Origin of the sequence: uncultured Psychroserpens sp. (assembly GCF_947500255.1) — a bacterium.
Classification (GTDB): Bacteria; Bacteroidota; Bacteroidia; order Flavobacteriales; family Flavobacteriaceae; genus Psychroserpens.
This window is the reverse complement of record NZ_CANMRL010000005.1, coordinates 265163-283841: the sequence shown is the minus strand read 5'-3', so window position 1 is coordinate 283841 and position 18679 is coordinate 265163. Positions and strand designations below refer to the sequence as shown.

The 18679-nt window shown below is 32.1% G+C and carries 14 protein-coding genes; 8 read left to right on the top strand and 6 right to left on the bottom strand.

Going from position 1 to position 18679, the window contains the following annotated elements; translation table 11 throughout:
- The first annotated feature begins 72 nt into the window (after positions 1-72).
- Together Q0783_RS14915 and Q0783_RS14910 are read left to right on the top strand one after the other, a co-directional pair.
- Positions 73-1902 carry a serine hydrolase domain-containing protein gene (locus tag Q0783_RS14915; protein WP_298896445.1) on the top strand — a complete coding sequence of 610 codons (1830 nt, stop codon included), beginning with the start codon at positions 73-75 and terminating at the stop codon, positions 1900-1902.
- 13 nt (positions 1903-1915) lie between these two features.
- Complete coding sequence (locus Q0783_RS14910; protein ID WP_298896443.1) at positions 1916-3910, top strand: serine hydrolase; 1995 nt, start codon at positions 1916-1918, stop codon at positions 3908-3910.
- A 38-nt stretch (positions 3911-3948) separates the two neighbouring features.
- Here Q0783_RS14910 and Q0783_RS14905 read toward each other — a convergent pair whose 3' ends face one another.
- On the bottom strand, positions 3949-4836 hold the full coding sequence (locus Q0783_RS14905; RefSeq protein WP_298896441.1) for a LysR family transcriptional regulator: 888 nt from the start codon (positions 4834-4836) through the stop codon (positions 3949-3951).
- 140 nt (positions 4837-4976) lie between these two features.
- Here Q0783_RS14905 and Q0783_RS14900 point away from each other — a divergent pair, with 140 nt between their 5' ends.
- Together Q0783_RS14900 and Q0783_RS14895 are read left to right on the top strand one after the other, a co-directional pair.
- Complete coding sequence (locus Q0783_RS14900) at positions 4977-5828, top strand: aspartate/glutamate racemase family protein (protein WP_298896438.1); 852 nt, start codon at positions 4977-4979, stop codon at positions 5826-5828.
- A gap of 56 nt (positions 5829-5884) precedes the next feature.
- Positions 5885-6742 carry a LamG domain-containing protein gene (locus Q0783_RS14895; protein WP_298896436.1) on the top strand — a complete coding sequence of 286 codons (858 nt, stop codon included), beginning with the start codon at positions 5885-5887 and terminating at the stop codon, positions 6740-6742.
- Here the strand turns inward: Q0783_RS14895 and Q0783_RS14890 are convergent.
- From Q0783_RS14890 to Q0783_RS14870, 5 genes are all read right to left on the bottom strand, one after another.
- Entirely contained in the window at positions 6729-7940 is a 1212-nt protein-coding gene (locus tag Q0783_RS14890) for a hypothetical protein (RefSeq protein ID WP_298896434.1), read from the bottom strand. The genes Q0783_RS14895 and Q0783_RS14890 overlap by 14 nt on opposite strands.
- Positions 7941-8223: 283 nt before the next feature.
- A complete protein-coding gene (locus tag Q0783_RS14885) occupies positions 8224-9720 on the bottom strand; it encodes a hypothetical protein (RefSeq protein ID WP_298896432.1) in 1497 nt (498 codons plus the stop codon).
- Positions 9721-9728: 8 nt separating this feature from the next.
- Positions 9729-11438 carry a serine hydrolase domain-containing protein gene (locus Q0783_RS14880; protein ID WP_298896430.1) on the bottom strand — a complete coding sequence of 570 codons (1710 nt, stop codon included), beginning with the start codon at positions 11436-11438 and terminating at the stop codon, positions 9729-9731.
- Between the two features lie 55 nt (positions 11439-11493).
- Positions 11494-11946: a hypothetical protein gene (locus tag Q0783_RS14875; RefSeq protein ID WP_298896428.1), complete on the bottom strand. Its 453-nt coding sequence runs from the start codon at positions 11944-11946 to the stop codon at positions 11494-11496.
- Between the two features lies 1 nt (position 11947).
- Positions 11948-12547 (bottom strand): AraC family transcriptional regulator, encoded by a 600-nt coding sequence (locus tag Q0783_RS14870; RefSeq protein WP_298896426.1) that lies wholly within the window; start codon positions 12545-12547, stop codon positions 11948-11950.
- Between the two features lie 736 nt (positions 12548-13283).
- Between Q0783_RS14870 and Q0783_RS14865 the strand changes: the two genes are divergently transcribed.
- From Q0783_RS14865 to Q0783_RS14850, 4 genes are all read left to right on the top strand, one after another.
- Positions 13284-14633, top strand: coding sequence for a hypothetical protein (locus Q0783_RS14865; protein ID WP_298896424.1), 1350 nt, complete (start codon positions 13284-13286; stop codon positions 14631-14633).
- A gap of 683 nt (positions 14634-15316) precedes the next feature.
- Positions 15317-16771, top strand: coding sequence for an arginine decarboxylase (locus Q0783_RS14860; protein ID WP_298896422.1), 1455 nt, complete (start codon positions 15317-15319; stop codon positions 16769-16771).
- A gap of 1 nt (position 16772) precedes the next feature.
- Positions 16773-17711 (top strand): agmatinase, encoded by a 939-nt coding sequence (gene speB / locus Q0783_RS14855; protein ID WP_298896420.1) that lies wholly within the window; start codon positions 16773-16775, stop codon positions 17709-17711.
- The gene (locus Q0783_RS14850; RefSeq protein WP_298896418.1) at positions 17701-18675 is read left to right on the top strand and encodes a deoxyhypusine synthase family protein; all 975 of its coding nucleotides are present in this window, start codon (positions 17701-17703) and stop codon (positions 18673-18675) included. Before speB ends, Q0783_RS14850 begins: the two co-directional genes overlap by 11 nt.
- Positions 18676-18679 lie beyond the last annotated feature (4 nt).

Genomic DNA, 18679 nt, shown 5'->3' with positions numbered 1-18679 from the left:
CTTGTGTTTATCATATTTAAGATACTGAATCTAGATTATAGGATATCTTTATTCGGCATTAAATAAAAAAATATGAAACATATTATTTCAGTACTCTTTATCATAGTTCTTTTTCAATCATGTACAGAAAAATCAAATTCTGGTACTACAACCGATTTAACCAAAAAGGTAGAAACTGGTCTCACAACTCGAATACATATAGAGGGCGATTCAACATGGTCTATAGAAGAACGTATGGAACATTATGGAATTCCAGGTGTGAGTATTGCAGTCATACATCATGGTGAAATTGCATGGACAAAAGCTTACGGCGTTGTGGATAAAGAAAGTAAAGTTCCTGTGACAGAACACACCCTTTTTCAGGCAGCGGCAACCAGTATGCCAGTAACGGCTTATGGTGCATTGCGTCTCGTAGAACAACATAAATTAGACTTAGATGAAAATGTTAATAGCTACTTGAAATCCTGGAAAGTACCCGAAAATGAATTTAACAAGGAAAGCAAAGTCACCATAAGAAATCTTTTAAATCACTCTGCCGGAATATATCCTCGCGGAACGGGATCCTATAGTATCAATGAAGAAATCCCAACGCTTGTAGAGATTCTAAACGGAGCTTTTCCAGCAACAAACGAGCCAATTACTGTAAATAAAGAACCTGGTGAAAGTGTTCGTTTTGCATATGCTAGCTATGTACCCATACAACAAATGATGTTGGATGTTGAAGAAAAAACATTCCCAGAGATCATGCATGAATTCGTGTTGCAACCCTTAGAAATGAACAACAGCACGTTTAACCAATCACTTACTAAAGAACAATTAGCGATGGCCGCCACAGGTTATTTATCAGATGGTTCTATGGTCGAAGGTAGAAGACATATTAGCCCATCAATGGCTTCAAGTGGGTTATGGACTACTGCTGAGGACTATGCAAAATTTATTACCAACGTACAACAAACCCTAGACGGTAAGGATACCAAAGGCTTATCAAAAGACCTGACAGAATTAATGGGGACACCATATGGAGTGGATAATTCTACTTGGTCATTTACATTGGGCTTAGGGTTCCAGCTTCTTAATAAAAAGGATGAAATCTATCTAAGACATCACGGATGGAATACAGGTTTCTATACCGAGATAGTGGCTCATAGAGACAAAGGTTATGGTGTGGTTGTGATGACCAATTCCACATTTCCTGAGTTTAATGCTGAAGTGATACGCTCGGTAGCACAAACGTATAATTGGGATAATTATGTTCCTGTATATAAAAAAATGAAAATTGAACAGTCTTTAGTCAATAAAATTACTGGTAGATACGAGTCCGATAACGTAACTGTAGAAGTTTTTGAAAAGGACAATCTACTATTCTATAAAAATATACTTGACGTAGAAGCTCATGAACTCATCAAAGTATCTGATAGTAGTTTTGTTAGAAGAAATTCTAGTCGATTTATCCAATTCAAACCAAATTCCGAAGACGAAACGATCAATTTAGTTCATTTTTATAGAAGTGATTGGGCCTTAGCCGCCACCTTTGTCAAGACAGGTACTGATAAAAAAGAACCTGTGGAGTTCCTTCTTGAAGGAGATTTTGAAAATGCACTTAAAGCCTATAGAACTCTAATTGAACATGATTCTACTAACCCTAGAGTTACTGAAGACCACCTGAATGATATAGGTTATGATTTTTACCATGATAACAGAATGAAATTAGCGCAAAACACTTTCAAATTGAACGTGATGCTCTATCCAAAAAGTTTCAAAGTATACGAAAGTTATGCAAAAGCCTGTGCGAAAATTGGAGAAATTGATCTGGCCATTTTAAATTACTCAAAATCACTTGAATTAAATCCGCAAAATAACGAAGCCAAGTACAGACTTACGGAATTACAAAAAAGTAAATAAAAAGAAGATAACTATGAGAACAATTAAATTCTTAATGCTGATAATCCTTTTATCAATACATACAAGCTTTGCACAAGAAAATAGTGCAAAAGAATTCACATCAAATGGAGAAGGAACTTCATTGGTATTACCACAAATTCAGGTCGTTCCAATAAAAGATACTCAAACAGACAGACACTACGAGTTGTATATAGAGTTGCCAGAAGATTATTCAGAGAACACGAATAAAACCTATCCTGTACTTTATTATACAGACGCTAAGTGGCATCGTGAAATACTATCTTCCTGCCAAGAATTTATTCTTGAAGATGTTATTCTAGTTGGGATTTCTTATCAATTGGACATCGATGAGGATCTAAAAAAAGAAGTAGGAGTCTATGTGAGTAGGTTTCGAGATTACTCGATAAAAGAACACAGCAATCCTGAAATTCAAAAAAAAATACAGTTTGGACAAGCTCATAAGCATCTTGACTTTATTCGTAATGATGTTATTACCTATGTGGACAAAATCTACCGCACGGACCCAAACAGTCGTACGTATTTTGGATACTCCATGAGTGGTGAATTTGGTGCGTATATTCTAATGACTCAACCTGATACTTTTAATAATTACATTATTGGAAGCCCAACGGTTAAAGGAGAAGTCGATTACCTAACGGAAATGAATGCCAAATTTGGACCTTATGAGTCATCCAATAGAAACTCAAGTTTGAATGCCAATGTTTTTATTGCATATGGCTCATTGGAAGAAGAGAGAGAGGTTGCGCCTATGGAGGCATTTATTAAATTATTAAATGATAGACGAGATGTTGGTTTATCCGTATATAAAGAAGTGATTGATGGGAACCATAGTACTGCATTCCCCACAACAGCTGTTCGCAGTGCCGCTTGGCTGTCATCGTTGATACATCCTATTTCAAGTTTGGACAAAGAGGTATCATTCTGGTCGATTCCAAATCTCAACAAACCCTATGTCAGTACAACACCAGAGGATAGAAAAGATGGCATATTGGTTGACACCTTAGCTGTGAGTAGTAAAGATCAAGAGGCGATTCGCAAAGTTTCCCAAGACATTTTTGACGGCAAATATGGTAATTACGATGCGTTACTTATTTCGCATAAGAATACATTGGTTTATGAATCCTATTATAAAAAAGGTCGTATCAACGTGCCTCACGGACAAGCATCTGCAGTAAAAGGCTATACCAGTTTGGTGTTAGGTAGAGCCATAGAAATGGGATATTTAAGCATGGATGATCTCAATAAACCATTGATTAGTTTTCTAAAAGATATTAATCCTGAAACACTTGCCAAAGGCGCCGAAAAAATCACACTTCACAAGGCATTGACTATGCATGGAGGTCTAACTATTGATAGAGATAAATGGAAAGCATTTGAGAATGATTCAGTGCGATTAAAAGGTCAAGGATTGGTTCAAACACTTCTTGAACAAAGCGCACCTATAAGTGACACATCTCAGACGTTTTTATATGGTAATTTTAATCCAATAATGGTAATGGCAGTCATTGACGCCGTTGTCCCAGGAACAGCCGAAGACTTTATTAAAACCGAGTTACTTGATAAACTTGGTATTACCGATTATAAATGGTCAAAACACGTAAGTGGATTACCTCAAGCAGGATGGCAAGCTAGTATCAGATCTCGTGACATGATTAAATTAGGGCATTTGGTACAAAACAAGGGTAAGTTGAATGGAAAACAGTTTATTTCTGAAGCCTATCTAGAAAAAGCTACCAGTGGTATTGTAAGACCTGCAATAGATTGGATGCCTAAGAATTATCGCTATGGTTATTTTTGGTATCACACACCAGTTAATGTTGGTGACAAAAGCTATGATATGACATTGGCTTGGGGAGGTGGTGGCCAGCGTGTAATGGTCGTAGAAGAATTGGATCTAACCATTGTCATTTCTGGTCATGATAGAGACGATGATAAAATCATGATGCCTATTTTTGACACTGTAGTACCTGCATTTGCTAAACAATAATTTCATAAAAGAGAGAAAAACACATACATATTGAAGCATCATTCTAAAAAATCTTCTTGAAAGCTGGAGATAAAATCGTGAATGTATTTTTTATTTTGATTTTCTTTTTTTACAACCAAGTAATGCGTTCGTTTTAAGCCATGTTTGCCAATGCGCTTAAACACCAACTCTTTTGATAACTTAAATGAACTTAACTGCCATTTTGGAGCACACATAACTCCCATGTTAGCAGTAATCATAGACAATGAAATCTCGGTAAATGGAATTGCAGAAATCTTGATTGGATGTATGTTGTTAGGCTTTAAAAAGTATTCATAAACAGCAACACCATCTAAAGGAAAAGAGTTAATTAACAAATGTACATCTCCAAAATGGCCTGCATCTAAATACTCCAAATTATTCAACGGATGCTCCTTATGCATAAGCACAAAAATTTCATCTTTAAAAACAGGAATGCTAGAAAGTTCTTCAGATTCAGGTTTTGAGGTTACAATAGCTATGTCTATGTCGTTTGATAAAACTTGTGATATGGTTTGATGTGTCGCTCCTAATGAAATATCTATGTCAATTTCTGGATATAATAGTCCCATTTTTTGAACAAAAGACGGAATAGAATGGAAAAAAGATTGACATTCGGCACTCAATTTAATTGAACCTTTAGAGCCTTCTTTTATATGTTTAATAGTATTAAAACTTTCATCAATTGAACTGAATAGTTTCTTCGCTAGTTTGTATAGTTCAGTGCCTTCAGCTGTAAGTTCCCATTTATTTCTACTTCTATGAAAAACTTTAAAGCCTAAACGTTCTTCTAGATCTTTTAATTGATGACTTAGAGCCGATTGCGTTAAAAATAGACGTTCTGAAGAATTCGCAAGATTACCTTCCTCTGCTATTGTTTTTATTAATCTGAAATATTTAAGTTCCATGGTTACAAAGATACATACTTGCCTATAAGTTATAGTTGAAATTATTTCAACTAAGAGTTTATATATCTCAATTTCAAAACTATGTAAGCTTAGTTGTTCGTAATAATTTAGCTCACATAAACATATAAAGCATTTAAAAGATGAAAACAATAGGATTGATAGGAGGAATGAGTTGGGAATCCTCAAAGTTATATTACGAGTTTTTAAATACAAAAGCGAAAGAGGTATTAGGTGGATCACATTCTGCAAAATGCATTATGGTGTCTTTAGACTTTGCTGATATAGAACGCTTAACATTTAAAGGCGATTGGAACGCTATAGGTGAACTAATAAAGGAAGCGGCCCAACAATTGGAAAGGGCAGGAGCAGAGGTGATTTTACTGTGCACGAATACTATACATTTAGTAAGCCATTATATTTCTGAAAATGTCACTATTCCGTTTTTACATATTGCAACAACTACTGGAGATGCCATCAAAAGGCTTGGACTTAAAAAAGTAGCATTATTAGGAACAAAGTTTACTATGGAAAAAGATTTCTATACCAAAACACTAACGAACCATTTTGGACTAGATATCATTATTCCTGATACAGGTAGCAGACAAGTTGTTCATGACATTATTTATAACGAATTAGTTAAAGGGCAATTCACAAAGGCTTCAAAACAAAAGATTATTAGGATTATTAAAGAACTACAACGTCAAGGAGCAGAGGGCGTTATTTTGGGTTGTACAGAATTACCAATTCTCATTTCAGAATCAGATATAGATATTCCAACATTTGACACAGGAAAAATCCATGCTCATGAAGCTATTGAATGGGGTTTAAAGCATATAAAACGCGATAATAAGAAACAGTCAATAAAATTCAATAATGTATTGACAATGTTCTTTAATAGGTATATAAATGCAATGACCAATTGGTTGTTTTTTAAGTCATGTCAAACTAGCGCATCACATAAAGATGATGTTGGTAGATTGATTCATAAATAATAGCATACAAGGCAGTCCATATAAAGTAAATACTATAAATCTAAGATCGATACATTGTGAAAACGACAAAACTTTTATTCCTTTCTAGTCTATTCTTTTTACTCATTACCATGCATTCATTTGCTCAAAAGAAAACACTAAAAGACCATGTTCTATTTTATAGTTCTTTTGATGGCAAAGCATCTGCAGATATAGCCATTGGAGATGCACAAATTTATACAGCCGAAAGCTATAAAAACACTACTAATGCAAAGGCTGGATTGCATGACTCAAATGTTGTTTTGGCTAAAGGCAAGGGCCTTGTTGGTGACGCCATTCACTTTAAAGAGGCAAAAACTTCGGCTATTTTTTATAAAGCTTATAAAAATGTAGGCTACAGCAGTACATCCTGGAGTGGCACTATATCTTTTTGGTTACGATTAGATCCTAACAAAGAACTAGCTTCCCATTATTGTGATCCTATATGTATTACAGATTCTAAATGGAGCGATGCTGGTTTATGGGTAGATTTTACAGATCATAATCCAAGACAGTTTAGATATGGAGCCATGGGAGATTTAGCGGTATGGGACCCAAATAATGATAGCGATGATACCGATTGGAATAAACGAACGGTTACTGTAAATCCAGCTCCATTTCAATCTAAAACATGGACGCATGTTGCCATGGTGTTTTCTAAAGTAAATACAAAAACAAAGTCCGAATTTAAACTATATCTAAACGCTAAAATTCAAGGTGTGATAAAAGACATTAATGACCCGTTTACTTGGGAACCAAAAAATGGAAAAATCATGTTAGGGCTTGGATACATTGGCTTTATGGATGAGCTTGCTGTTTTTGATAAAGCATTAAGTCCAGATGAAATAAAAACGGTTTATGAGTTGAAAAGTGGGTTGAAAGCTATTTTCTTTTGATATAATGTTTAGTATCTCTAAAATCAATAGAGTTTTGCCAAATGTTTTTCAAATCTCTATTGAATATTTCAAATGTTGAATTTTCATCATTTCCAATTTCTTTGAACTGGATTATCAATCCAGAGTGCAACGTTTGTGTATGAGATAAGGGTTGAACTCTAGCATTACCTACTTTTTTTGGAAAACTAGTTGTGGTTTCAATAATATTACCGTCATTAATAAGAGATAAATAATTTGGTTTGAAATCGTAAAACCTTAAATTGAAATTTGGGTTATTACTAAAACCGTTTGTATTTACCTTATTAATAACATCTAAAATTTCATTTCTAATATTTTCACCACCACTTATATAATCAATCTGTTTTGGCAATTTATCATTTATATCTCTAGTGAGAAGCTGACTATCTGGATTCAAGATTAAAACTGAAAATTTAACTCCCTTGTCTAATATGTCCTTAACCATATTAATTCTATATTTAAAAGTGCTAAAAGCGGTCAAAGCAAATGTTAGAGTTTCTATTTGGGCTTGATTATAAAAATCATGAGGAGCTAATTGAGTGGCACTATTATTAAATCTGTTTTCTACATGAACTAGTCCCAATGCTTTTGCATTACTCAACAGAGGGTATTTACTATTAACTAAGTTTTCGAAATTAGACTTTAGATAATCTACATCTAATAAATTGGTCTCATTGAGATGCAAATAATCCATAACTGGACTATCAGAATCCTGTTGCTTATCTAAAATTTGGTTAATGTAATTATGGATACTCTCTTCGAAAATTTGAAAATTCTTCTCATTTTCATGTGCCTTATCCGTGTATTTGTATAAGTAGTAATGATATGACTGTAAATCTGATGGTACGTCCTTAGAGCTTTGTGTAATAATAATAGTACCGTTTTTCAAAGAATGTCTAATACCCAATTCATAATAAACATTTGGTTTGCCTCCAGTTAAATCAGCAATAGTTATATCAGATTGAAAAATATCCTCAATAATTCCTTTAACAAAATTACCTGTTTTCAATGGAGATCTTTTACATATGATTTCTTCGGGATGAGATTCTACCGCTTTTTTTATCCAATCTTTGTAAATAAAATCCCATGTTTTAGAATCAATTATTTTCTCTGTGCCGTCTTCAAGTATAATTTGAGTATCTGAAAATGGCATTATAACAAAGCACGTCTTTTTTTTCATTCAATTCTCTTATTAATATTGCATATACAAACCAACTATCTAGTAGACCTATACTTGGCCTGCCAAATTGTGCTAATAAATTAAAATAGGGAGAGAATTAATTTAAAGTAATAAAGGTAAGGAAATATTCCTAAGCTACTCTCTACGATGTTAATGAAATCGAGTTGACGAGATTCACAATCTCCTATTTATCAAATAGGAGTGGAGCGAGTAAACTTTTTATGTGATGACGTGGGAGATAAGCATAATGTGTGTGTGTGGAATGGATAAAGATTATATAAATTTAATTGTCTATCAAACCAAAAATTGATTTTCGAATTCGCCTTTGCAATGGATTAATTTTTTTACTTTTCTTAATATGCACTCCCGATTGAGAAATAATAACATCTAGTCCAGCCTTTTTAAACATCTCATATATAGGCAAAAATTCAGTGCCATTTATATACTTTTCATAAAAGTCAGTCCAATCTTCGCCTGTAATAAAGCTGCAGAGTTTAATAACATACTCAATTGTATATTTTTTGCCTCTATCATTCATACTTTCAATATACAGGGTCTTCAATAAATCCTCTAGACTCTTGGTGTTGTTTGTTTGTGTTCGTATAAGTATATCCATATACAAAGCCGTCACAGTGCCAGCATCATAAATTGCAATATTGTATTCACTTTTGTTTGAACCAGCTTCAATTAAAGATATAATGTCATAAGGTGTTCCCCATTTATATCTGAAATGTTGATAAAGTACAAGATGCTTCTGTAATAAATTAAAAAATTGCTGTTCTGATATTATGTTATTTCTTATCAACGATAAGTTTGCAAATAATTCAGTAGTCCCTTCGGAAAACCATTGAGATTCCGCCCAATTTTGTGCATCTATTTTACCTCCTAACCAATAGTGAAATATTTCATGAGACATCGAGTTTGCCCAAAATGGGATATGGCTTTCAGAAGGCGCTTGTGGTTTAATAACTACGTAAGAGCCCAAATAACCTTCTCCAGTTTGCCATTCTCCATCAGGAAACCAAACCATAAGGTAATTTCCTTTTTCTTTATTATTAAAAACCTGAGTATGATGTTTAAGTATTTTTCTGTAAATGGGTTCTATAATCTCTAGATTCGGGTTTTTGTAACCTAATAAGACTAATTTTGAGCTAAAGTTAGATTCTTCAATCAATATCTCTTTGTAATTACCAATTACAATTACATTTTTTGACAAAAATTTTAGCGATTGATTTCCATATTCGTGATTGTTAGATAACTCATTCCAGGGTGTAGAGATTTTCCACGTTTCTGGAACCGCAAAATTCACATAAGTATTAGATTCTAATGAATTGTAAATAAACATTGACTCGCTTTGAATAACCATACCTTTACCATCGTAGAATGAAGCAGTAGATCTAGGTCCTGAAGGCCATTTAAAATCTGGTAAAGCATATGGAAATGATATCTTATATTCTATATATATTTCTCTATCAATAATATCTTCATGTATTATCCATTTAAGGCGGTCTACTTTTTTAAGTTCCAGTTCTTTATCATTTTTATTTCTAACTTTAATATCAGAAATATAACTTGCCCAACCTTCCTTTTCATGCCAAGCTCCATACTCGCCAATATACAAGGTGTCATTTCGCATTGTTATGTTAGCTTTAACAGATGCTCGAATTTCTTTTAAAGATTTAGTAAATTCTATATTATAGGTTTGTTTTCCATTTGAACCAAATAGGTTAGAAAATGAAAACAGATACATAAATATAACTACACTATTAACATTTTTCATAACCAACTTTATTTTTTATTAAATCGTACGTTTTTTGCTCTTCCTCTACCACCTGAAATCAAAAGTCCATTAATTCTATTTTGCGAATCTCTAGTAAACTCAATCAAATCGAAATACCATAAACTCCCAGAAAACCTATCTTTACTTTTTACTATGAGAGGTATATTGCTATGCCTAAAATGCTTTGCCATTAAAGAATCTCCTTGAAGTTCAATTATATATTCTGTATTCAGTTCACTACTTCTATAAATGCCTTCAAATTCTTTTAAGTTCTCCATAGAGTAGTCTGCTAGATATATTCTTTGAGCAGAAAAATTTGTGTTATTTGGTCCAGTTATTTTGAGTTTATTAAATACACCTTTGCTTTCCATAGAAAAAACTAATTCAAATTCATTCTCTTTATTGTAATAATTATGTTTACTCTCTGCCTTGAATAACATAAATGATTCATTATCGCCTACATTTTTAAAATACAATTCACCGCCTATATTATTAACAAACACATTGCCCCAAATAGTCTCATAAATACCAACTTGTTTATCTAAATGCTTTTTATTTGGCTTTATGAATTTTCTATTTTTCTTATTATTCTCTTTTATGAGTTTTGTAGAGTTTTTATTTTTTGGTAGAGCACTATCTTTTAAATAATCTTCAACTAATTCAATTATTAAATTACCAGAAGCAACTTCACGCCAATTACATAAAGCTATCACACCAACATTATATTCTGGATAGTATCCAATAAAAGAATTAAACCCAGCATCATTTCCGCCATGTCCAATTAGTTTTTTTCCTCCGATATTAAAAACCATTTCTCCCATTCCATATATCATTTTCTCGCCATTATCTAGTACAAGTTGCTTTTGCATCTTTTTAAATATGGATTTAGAACCAACTTTTGGGTTGTCACTCATAACATTAAACAACCATTTTTCTAAATCTTCTACTGTTGTAAAAAGGCCTGTTGCTCCAGCATTTGCAAAATTTAGTATCTCTTTTTGAAATGTTGAATCATTGGCTTTACTATAGGAATATGCACGATTTTTTACTATTCGTTTATGATTAGTGTGAAAGTGCGTATTAGTCATTCCTAAAGGTTCAAAAATATGTTCGTTAGTATAATTCTCAAAAGATTTGCCTGTAACTACTTTCACTATTTCTGCAAGTAAAGTATAACCAGAATTAGAATAGACAAATTCACTTTTGGGGACAAAATTCAATTCTTGTTGCTTATAGAGTACTTTAATTATTTGTTCTTGAGTAACAATGTCTTCCATTCTCCAACCTGCCATCCCTAATAATTGCCATTGGTCTCTTAATCCGCTAGTGTGTTGCAGCAAGTTCTCAATGGTAATTTTGTGTTTGAAACTAGGAAAATCTGATAAGTAAGTTTGAATACTATCAGATAAACTTAATTTGCCTTCTGATTCAAGTAGAAGTATAGCCAATGCAGTAAATCGTTTAGAATCTGACGCTATATGAAATACAGTTTTAGAATTAACAGGAATCTCATATTCTAATTGAGCATTACCATAGGATTGTCTTAAAACACTTTCATTATTATCCACCAAGGAAATTGAAATCCCTGGAGTTTTATCAGAAAAAACTTTAAAAATTGAATCAATTTTATTTTGGAAAATTTCTTGACAGTAAACTTCATTTGATAAATTGGTTATCAAGAAGAACACTAAAAATAGATATAAATTATGAAGTTTCATTGAATGAATTTAAGGTTATACTTCTTTTATAATTAAGTAAATTTATTTGATGCATTTATAAAAACCCTCGGAAAATTATTCCTTCACATAAACCAACAAATAATGAAGTAATTATAGCCCATTTATACTCTTTGTCATTGCTAGGCATCAAATAAATTACATCTTTAAATGATGACTCCAATTTTGCATTATCTGTATATTTTACTTTTATTTTATTAATGATTAATATACCGAGAGAGCACGCAAAAATTAAAACAAAAACCCAAAGAGGGCATTTAAAAAACGTCAGCCCAATAATATCAATACTATCTTTATTCATATATATTGAGAAGAATATCAAGAGGCAGAAAACTAATTGTATAATGATGGTTTCAATATAAATACGCATTCTAGTAGTTGAACCCTCTAAAAGTTTTCTTTTAGTTGTATAACCAATAAAAATCACATAAATTGGAAATAGAACTGCAATAATTACTACTGATAAAAGGTATAAATATTGTATTATCATTTTAATAGTTATTAGTTGATATTAATATTTTCCAAATTCTTTTTTCATTTATTATTTCATATTTATTCTTTACTAAATTTTGTTCCATTTTTTCTGAACCGTCAATTTTTACAACTTTATAAATTGTTGCATCCTTCAAATCTAATCCTGATATTTTTTTATCAGTCATAATTTTCTGTAGACTCTTTATCAGTTCAATTTCATTTACATCCGTATCATCTTTATCTATGGTTGCTATAATTACTTTCTCTGATTCTGACGAATTAATATTACTTTTAATGTTTATAACTATAGACCTTAAATCATCAGGAGAAAAATGGAAATACTTTTTAAAAGCTCTTGTAAACGTCTCATAATTATTATATCCCATTTTTATAGATAAATCCTGAATAGAAATTCTCTCATTAATTATAGCTTGATAAGCTGTATTCATTTTTATGTGTTCAATAAACTTATGTGGTGTTCGGTTAGTTTCTTTTTTAAAAATTCGATGGAATTGAGAAGGAGACAAACATGCATATTGTGCTAATTCATTTAAAGCAAAATGTTTGTCTAAATTATCTTCTATGTAGTTTAATGTTTTTTGTATCCTGAAGTCCATATTTAAACAAAGTTAATGTCCATTATATATATCTGTATGACTAATATTACTATTATGTGTTACATTCAAAACGACCTCATAAAATTTTATTCACAAGTTTCTTATTGTTTTTCAAAGGTATTAATGAATCTCCTTCGTCGATTTGGTTAAAACAATACAATAGGCTATACAAGATCAAATTACCCAGTAGATGATTTGTTTTTAATACAAATGACAAGCACGAAACAATTTGCTTGTACATAATTACAAACGATATAATTCGCTTATACGATATTATATTTTATTTGTTAGATTCTGAAACAGAACCTTTGTATTAAAATATATTGATCCACAGGATCATTACATTTCAATAGTATATCAAATACCTCATAAATGTGAGCTATTACGAAAATTGTATTAAATGTACTATAATGTTCTTGCGTTATGTAGCTTGAACTTTACTCATTAATTTTCATATTATATTAATGAATTCGTGAATCTCGATTTGGATAAAAGCAGGGCAAAGCGTTAAGAAAAGGTCTAGTAGACCTTTTTAGTGAATGAGCCAGCTGGCGCTTTGACATTACCTCATTTTCTTTATTTTTTTCTTGACAAATGTTTTCTAAAGAATATATAAAAAATCTCAATAAAAAAAGGCAAACTTCTTGATAATTAATGCTTTATAATATGTAAATTTACAATAGTCTTAGTATTAAGATATTAAATATCTATTTAAATAACACATAATAAATGAATTATGGACAGGGAAATTTTTATACATGGATCTGGCATTGCAGGTACAATTACAGAAAAAAAAATACTAGAACTAATAAATAGTTTTACAGTTGCTGGTGATTTTGCAGTAATAACCGACAGAGACGGTTTTGGTTATGCCGATGAAAGGAGAGGGCGAGGAGTTTCTCGTGAGCAAGGTCAAGCTATACTAAATGGTCGTCCAACAGGCGGATATAAAAGACTTTATGATATTGGAGCGATATCTGGAATAGGGTCAGATACATGGTCCGATATTGTTATGGCTGCAATGTCACTTGTTGAATTCCCTACAACAAAATCTCTTTCAATCAATTTTATCCAGCTTTCAACAGTGGATGGAGATCCTACTTCAAGGTTAGAAAAAATTGATGTAATAATTTATGGGCAATTAAAAGGAGCTATGAATTCTAACGCTTGGGTTCCTTTATTTCGCAAAACAAGCGAAGCAGATTTGAATGTACAATTTAACAACTTACCAGATGATATCGTTCGTGTCGCGATTGCCGCGTGTAGAGAAGAAGATCAGGCAATTATTTATAGATCAGGCCCTATAACCCTTTCTTCATATACTACTGAAGACCTAGCTGCCACAATATATTTAATACATGAGCGTCAACTAGTAAATGCAGAAACAATCAACACAGCATTTGAGGATCAGATTGGATTAGAAGTTCAGGATGATACATTTGTTGAGGAATTGGAAGCTACTTTCAGAGATGGTAGAATGATCATATCTGGACAGATCACCCAAGAAGGGGCTTTTCTGTTTGGCGATAGCGATATTGATTTTGAAATAGAGCTAATTTTAACACCTTCAGCTAGGATTATTGAAGGGTTGGGGCCACGATTTACAGTTAGAAGAACAGACATCAATGCGGTTAGTTTAAAGAGACTGATTGGAGCATACCCAGTAAATTCTGAATCGAGCCATTCAAATAGGTTATTAAAAGCATTGGGAGTTTTTGGAGTATTATTTCCTGGCGTACCAGGGTTCGCCATTCCAGGTGCTGTAATCGCTATAGATAATTCCTTTGATAACAGCGATGCAATCAACCGCCTTATTTCAAATACAATAGCTGCGGAAGTGGTAGATAGAAGTTTTGATTTACTATCTGATGCAATTGACACTATCAGAATGTCGGACCCAGTTAATTTTAGTATTCTACTTAGTCTTGGGATGAACCAACTTGGACCAATTAATCCAGGTGAAACATTAGAAGAAAAATTGATAGATGTTATGTCGCGCACAGGAACTGTTGATAAAATTTCCATCACTAATGAAGGAATTGACTTAAGTGTATGGTTGGTAGTACCTTATATTTTTATGACTTAAAATTGGATATGTTAAAATTACAATCGATATAAATCAAGCGTATGTTCTTATGGCAAGCTTACGATAATCATGCAGAAAATAAATTACAATAGTAATTTGATTGTATGAAAGCAATCGAGCGTGTGGTAGCGGATATTTTACAAACTATTGAAAACTGATGACCCTGCGGGTGATTAGTTTTTAATACAAAATGACAAGCATATATTTTTTTCTTGATAAATGTTTCTCTGCTATGTTAATGACATGCGAAGCATTCACGAGCTCCTATTTATTTAATAGGAGTAGAGCGAGTAAACACTCTTTATGCGACGACGTAGGAGGGAAGCATAATGTGTGTGGAATGGGAGAATGTTATAAAAAAAATAAAAAAAAAGTGAAATATTAAATTTTTGTATTTAATTTAGTATTACAAAAGCTTTTATCATAGGAGCTTTTAGCTGAACAAAGTGAAACATGTTTATAAGTTCGGTCTTTTGAAAATTAGGAAGTCATATTCAAAAGAAGCTTACAGAGTAAGTCACCGAAATTTAAAGCTAACTTCCGTAGTAAAAAATATATCTACTCTATATAAATTGTGTTTTGTCACCAAAATGCAATATCAAATTATGATTTGATTTTAGTTATTAATTCTTTTTAGGAAAGCTACATGCTTTCGTATTCTAATAACTTTTATCACATTTATAATGAACACAAAATATATTGATTTAATCAATCAGACATTTGATTTTCCTCAAGAAGAATTTCTTCTTGACAAAGATCACTTGCTCTTTCATGATGTTGACCTAAATAAATTGGTTGAAACTTATGGAACACCATTAAAATTCACATACTTACCTAAAATCTCTGAAAATATTAATAAATCAAAAGTATGGTTTAATACTGCCATTAATAAGCATAACTATAATGGTAGCTATAACTATTGTTATTGCACAAAAAGCTCACATTTTAATCATGTTTTGAACGAAGCTTTAAAAAATGATATTCACATTGAAACATCTTCTGCTTTTGATATAGATATCGTAGAGATTTTAAAAGAAGAAGGAAAAATAAACAATAATACGTATGTTATTAGTAATGGTTTTAAAAGAGCAGAATATGTAACGAATATCGCAAGGTTAATCAATAATGGTCATCAAAATTGTATTCCAATTATTGATAATTATGAGGAGATTGATTTACTGTCAAATGAGATTCATGGAAACTATAATATAGGCATTCGTATAGCTTCGGAAGAAGAACCCAAATTTGAATTTTACACCTCTCGATTAGGAATCGGTTATAAAAACATAGTTCCATTCTATAACAAGCAAATTAAAGCCAACCCAAAAGTAAAGCTTAAAATGCTTCACTTTTTCATTAATACTGGTATTAGAGATAATGCGTACTATTGGAATGAACTTTTAAAATGCCTTAAAGTATATACAAGTTTGAAAAAGATATGTCCAACTCTTGATAGTTTAAATATTGGAGGTGGATTCCCTATTAAAAACTCATTAGCATTTGATTTTGATTATGAATACATTATTGATGAAATCATCAATCAAATTAAATTGACTTGTGAAGAAGAAGGTGTAGATGTCCCCAATATTTTTACAGAGTTTGGAAGTTTTACAGTTGGTGAAAGTGGTGGAGCAATTTATAAAGTCTTGTATCAAAAGCAACAGAATGATAGAGAAAAATGGAATATGATAAACTCTTCATTCATCACAACACTTCCAGATACTTGGGCTATTAATAAACGCTTTATTATGTTGCCCATAAACCGCTGGAATGATGCTTATGAGCGTGTTCTTCTCGGAGGTTTAACCTGTGATAGTGATGATTATTATAATAGCGAACAACACATGAATGCTATCTATTTACCAAAATATCATAAAGACAAACCATTATATATAGGATTTTTCAACATTGGAGCTTATCAAGAATCTATAGGAGGTTATGGAGGTTTACAGCATTGTTTAATTCCAGCTCCCAAGCATATTTTAATAAATAGAGATGCACATGGAAATATCACAACACAATTATTTAGAGAACAACAAAAAAGTGAGGAGTTACTTGAAATTTTAGGCTATGATAAAGAACCTGAAATTAACACGATTCAAAATTTAAATACTGAATTACAATTAGCAGACAAATAAAATGGAAACTAAAACTTACGCTGGAATATCAGAAGAGTATGCAAAATTAGAGCATTCGAAGATTGTATTGATTCCTGTCCCTTATGATGGAACAAGTACTTGGCAAAAAGGTGCAGATAAAGGACCTAAAGCATTTTTAGAAGCTTCTGAAAACATGGAACTCTACGATATTGAAACCGATTCTGAAGTTTATAGACAAGGCATATACTTAACTCAACCTATAACGATAAATGCTACACCAGAAGCTATGGCAGATGCTGTACATCAGGAAACTAAAAGGTATATAAAAAAGAACAAATTTGTGACTGTTTTTGGCGGAGAACATTCTATATCTATTGGAACAATTAGAGCATTTAATGAAATGTTCCCAAGTTTAACAGTATTGCATATTGATGCTCATGCAGATTTGCGACAAAGTTATGATGGTAGTACTTGTAATCATGCTTGTGCAGTTTATGAAGCCAGTCAAAACACAAATTTAATTCAAGTAGGTATTCGATCTATGGACATTATGGAGAAATCCATTATGAATCTAGACAAAACCTATTTTGCACATGAAATGGTTATGGATGATTCTTGGATGGATTCAGCGATTGATCAAATGACAGACAATGTATTTATTACATTCGATTTAGATGCTTTTGATCCTTCCATTTTGCCAAGTACTGGTACTCCCGAGCCTGGAGGTTTGTTTTGGTATGAAACTTTAGATTTTTTGAAACAAGTCTTTGCAGAGAAAAATGTCGTCGGTTTTGATATTGTTGAATTATGCCCTAATGAAATTGATAAATCTTCGGATTTTCTTGCAGCCAAATTATACTATAAAATGTTGAGTTATAAATTTCAAAACGAGGATTCTGAAGATAATTATGAAGAGACTTACGATGAGTCTAATATATTAGGTAACTATTTAAAATTTAAAGAAGAAGATGACTACTAAAGGCACCATTACCAACTTTATAGAAGAATACTTTCTGCATTTTAATGCTGCTACAGTTGTTGATGCTGCAAAAGCCTATGAAACTCAATTAACTAAAGGCTCTAAAATGTTAGTGTCTTTGGCTGGAGCAATGAGTACAGCTGAAATAGGAAAGATTTTTGCAGAAATGATACGTCAAGATAAAGTGCACATTATTTCGTGCACAGGAGCAAATTTAGAAGAAGATATCATGAACTTAGTTGCACATTCTCACTATAAGCGAATTCCTGATTATCGTGATTTAACACCTAAACAAGAATGGGATTTATTAGAACAAGGACTCAATCGCGTTACAGATACTTGCATTCCAGAAGAAAAAGCATTTAGAAGATTGCAAAAACACATTTATGAAATTTGGAAGCAAGCTGATATAAGAGGAGAAAGATACTTACCACATGAGTATATGTATAAACTATTATTATCTGGAGTACTAGAAGAATACTATGAAATAGATCTAAAAGATTCTTGGATGTATGCAGCTGCAGAAAAGAACTTACCAATTGTATGCCCAGGATGGGAAGATAGTACTATGGGAAATATTTTTGCAAGCTATGTGTTAAAAGGAGAAGTAAATGCAAGTATTGTAAAATCAGGAATCGAGTATATGACCTTTCTAGCAGATTGGTATACTGATAATTCTAAAAACGGAATTGGTTTCTTTCAAATAGGAGGTGGGATCGCAGGAGATTTCCCAATATGTGTCGTGCCAATGCTATATCAAGATATGGAACGAACAGATACACCTTTTTGGAGTTATTTCTGCCAAATAAGTGATTCTACTACAAGTTATGGTTCGTATTCTGGTGCTGTTCCTAATGAAAAAATAACTTGGGGAAAATTAGATATTAATACACCAAAATTTATAATTGAGAGTGATGCTACGATTGTTGCTCCATTAATCTTTGCCTATTTGTTAGGCATGTAATACT

Excerpts from the sequence above, each read along its gene's own strand:
- Q0783_RS14915 (WP_298896445.1), top strand. The coding sequence starts at position 73 with ATGAAACATATTATTTCAGTACTCTTTATCATAGTTCTTTTTCAATCA.
- Q0783_RS14910 (WP_298896443.1), top strand. The coding sequence starts at position 1,916 with ATGAGAACAATTAAATTCTTAATGCTGATAATCCTTTTATCAATACAT.
- Q0783_RS14905 (WP_298896441.1), bottom strand. The coding sequence starts at position 4,836 with ATGGAACTTAAATATTTCAGATTAATAAAAACAATAGCAGAGGAAGGT.
- Q0783_RS14900 (WP_298896438.1), top strand. The coding sequence starts at position 4,977 with ATGAAAACAATAGGATTGATAGGAGGAATGAGTTGGGAATCCTCAAAG.
- Q0783_RS14890 (WP_298896434.1), bottom strand. The coding sequence starts at position 7,940 with ATGAAAAAAAAGACGTGCTTTGTTATAATGCCATTTTCAGATACTCAA.
- Q0783_RS14885 (WP_298896432.1), bottom strand. The coding sequence starts at position 9,720 with ATGAAAAATGTTAATAGTGTAGTTATATTTATGTATCTGTTTTCATTT.
- Q0783_RS14880 (WP_298896430.1), bottom strand. The coding sequence starts at position 11,438 with ATGAAACTTCATAATTTATATCTATTTTTAGTGTTCTTCTTGATAACC.
- Q0783_RS14875 (WP_298896428.1), bottom strand. The coding sequence starts at position 11,946 with ATGATAATACAATATTTATACCTTTTATCAGTAGTAATTATTGCAGTT.
- Q0783_RS14870 (WP_298896426.1), bottom strand. The coding sequence starts at position 12,547 with ATGGACTTCAGGATACAAAAAACATTAAACTACATAGAAGATAATTTA.
- Q0783_RS14865 (WP_298896424.1), top strand. The coding sequence starts at position 13,284 with ATGGACAGGGAAATTTTTATACATGGATCTGGCATTGCAGGTACAATT.
- Q0783_RS14860 (WP_298896422.1), top strand. The coding sequence starts at position 15,317 with ATGAACACAAAATATATTGATTTAATCAATCAGACATTTGATTTTCCT.
- speB (WP_298896420.1), top strand. The coding sequence starts at position 16,773 with ATGGAAACTAAAACTTACGCTGGAATATCAGAAGAGTATGCAAAATTA.
- Q0783_RS14850 (WP_298896418.1), top strand. The coding sequence starts at position 17,701 with ATGACTACTAAAGGCACCATTACCAACTTTATAGAAGAATACTTTCTG.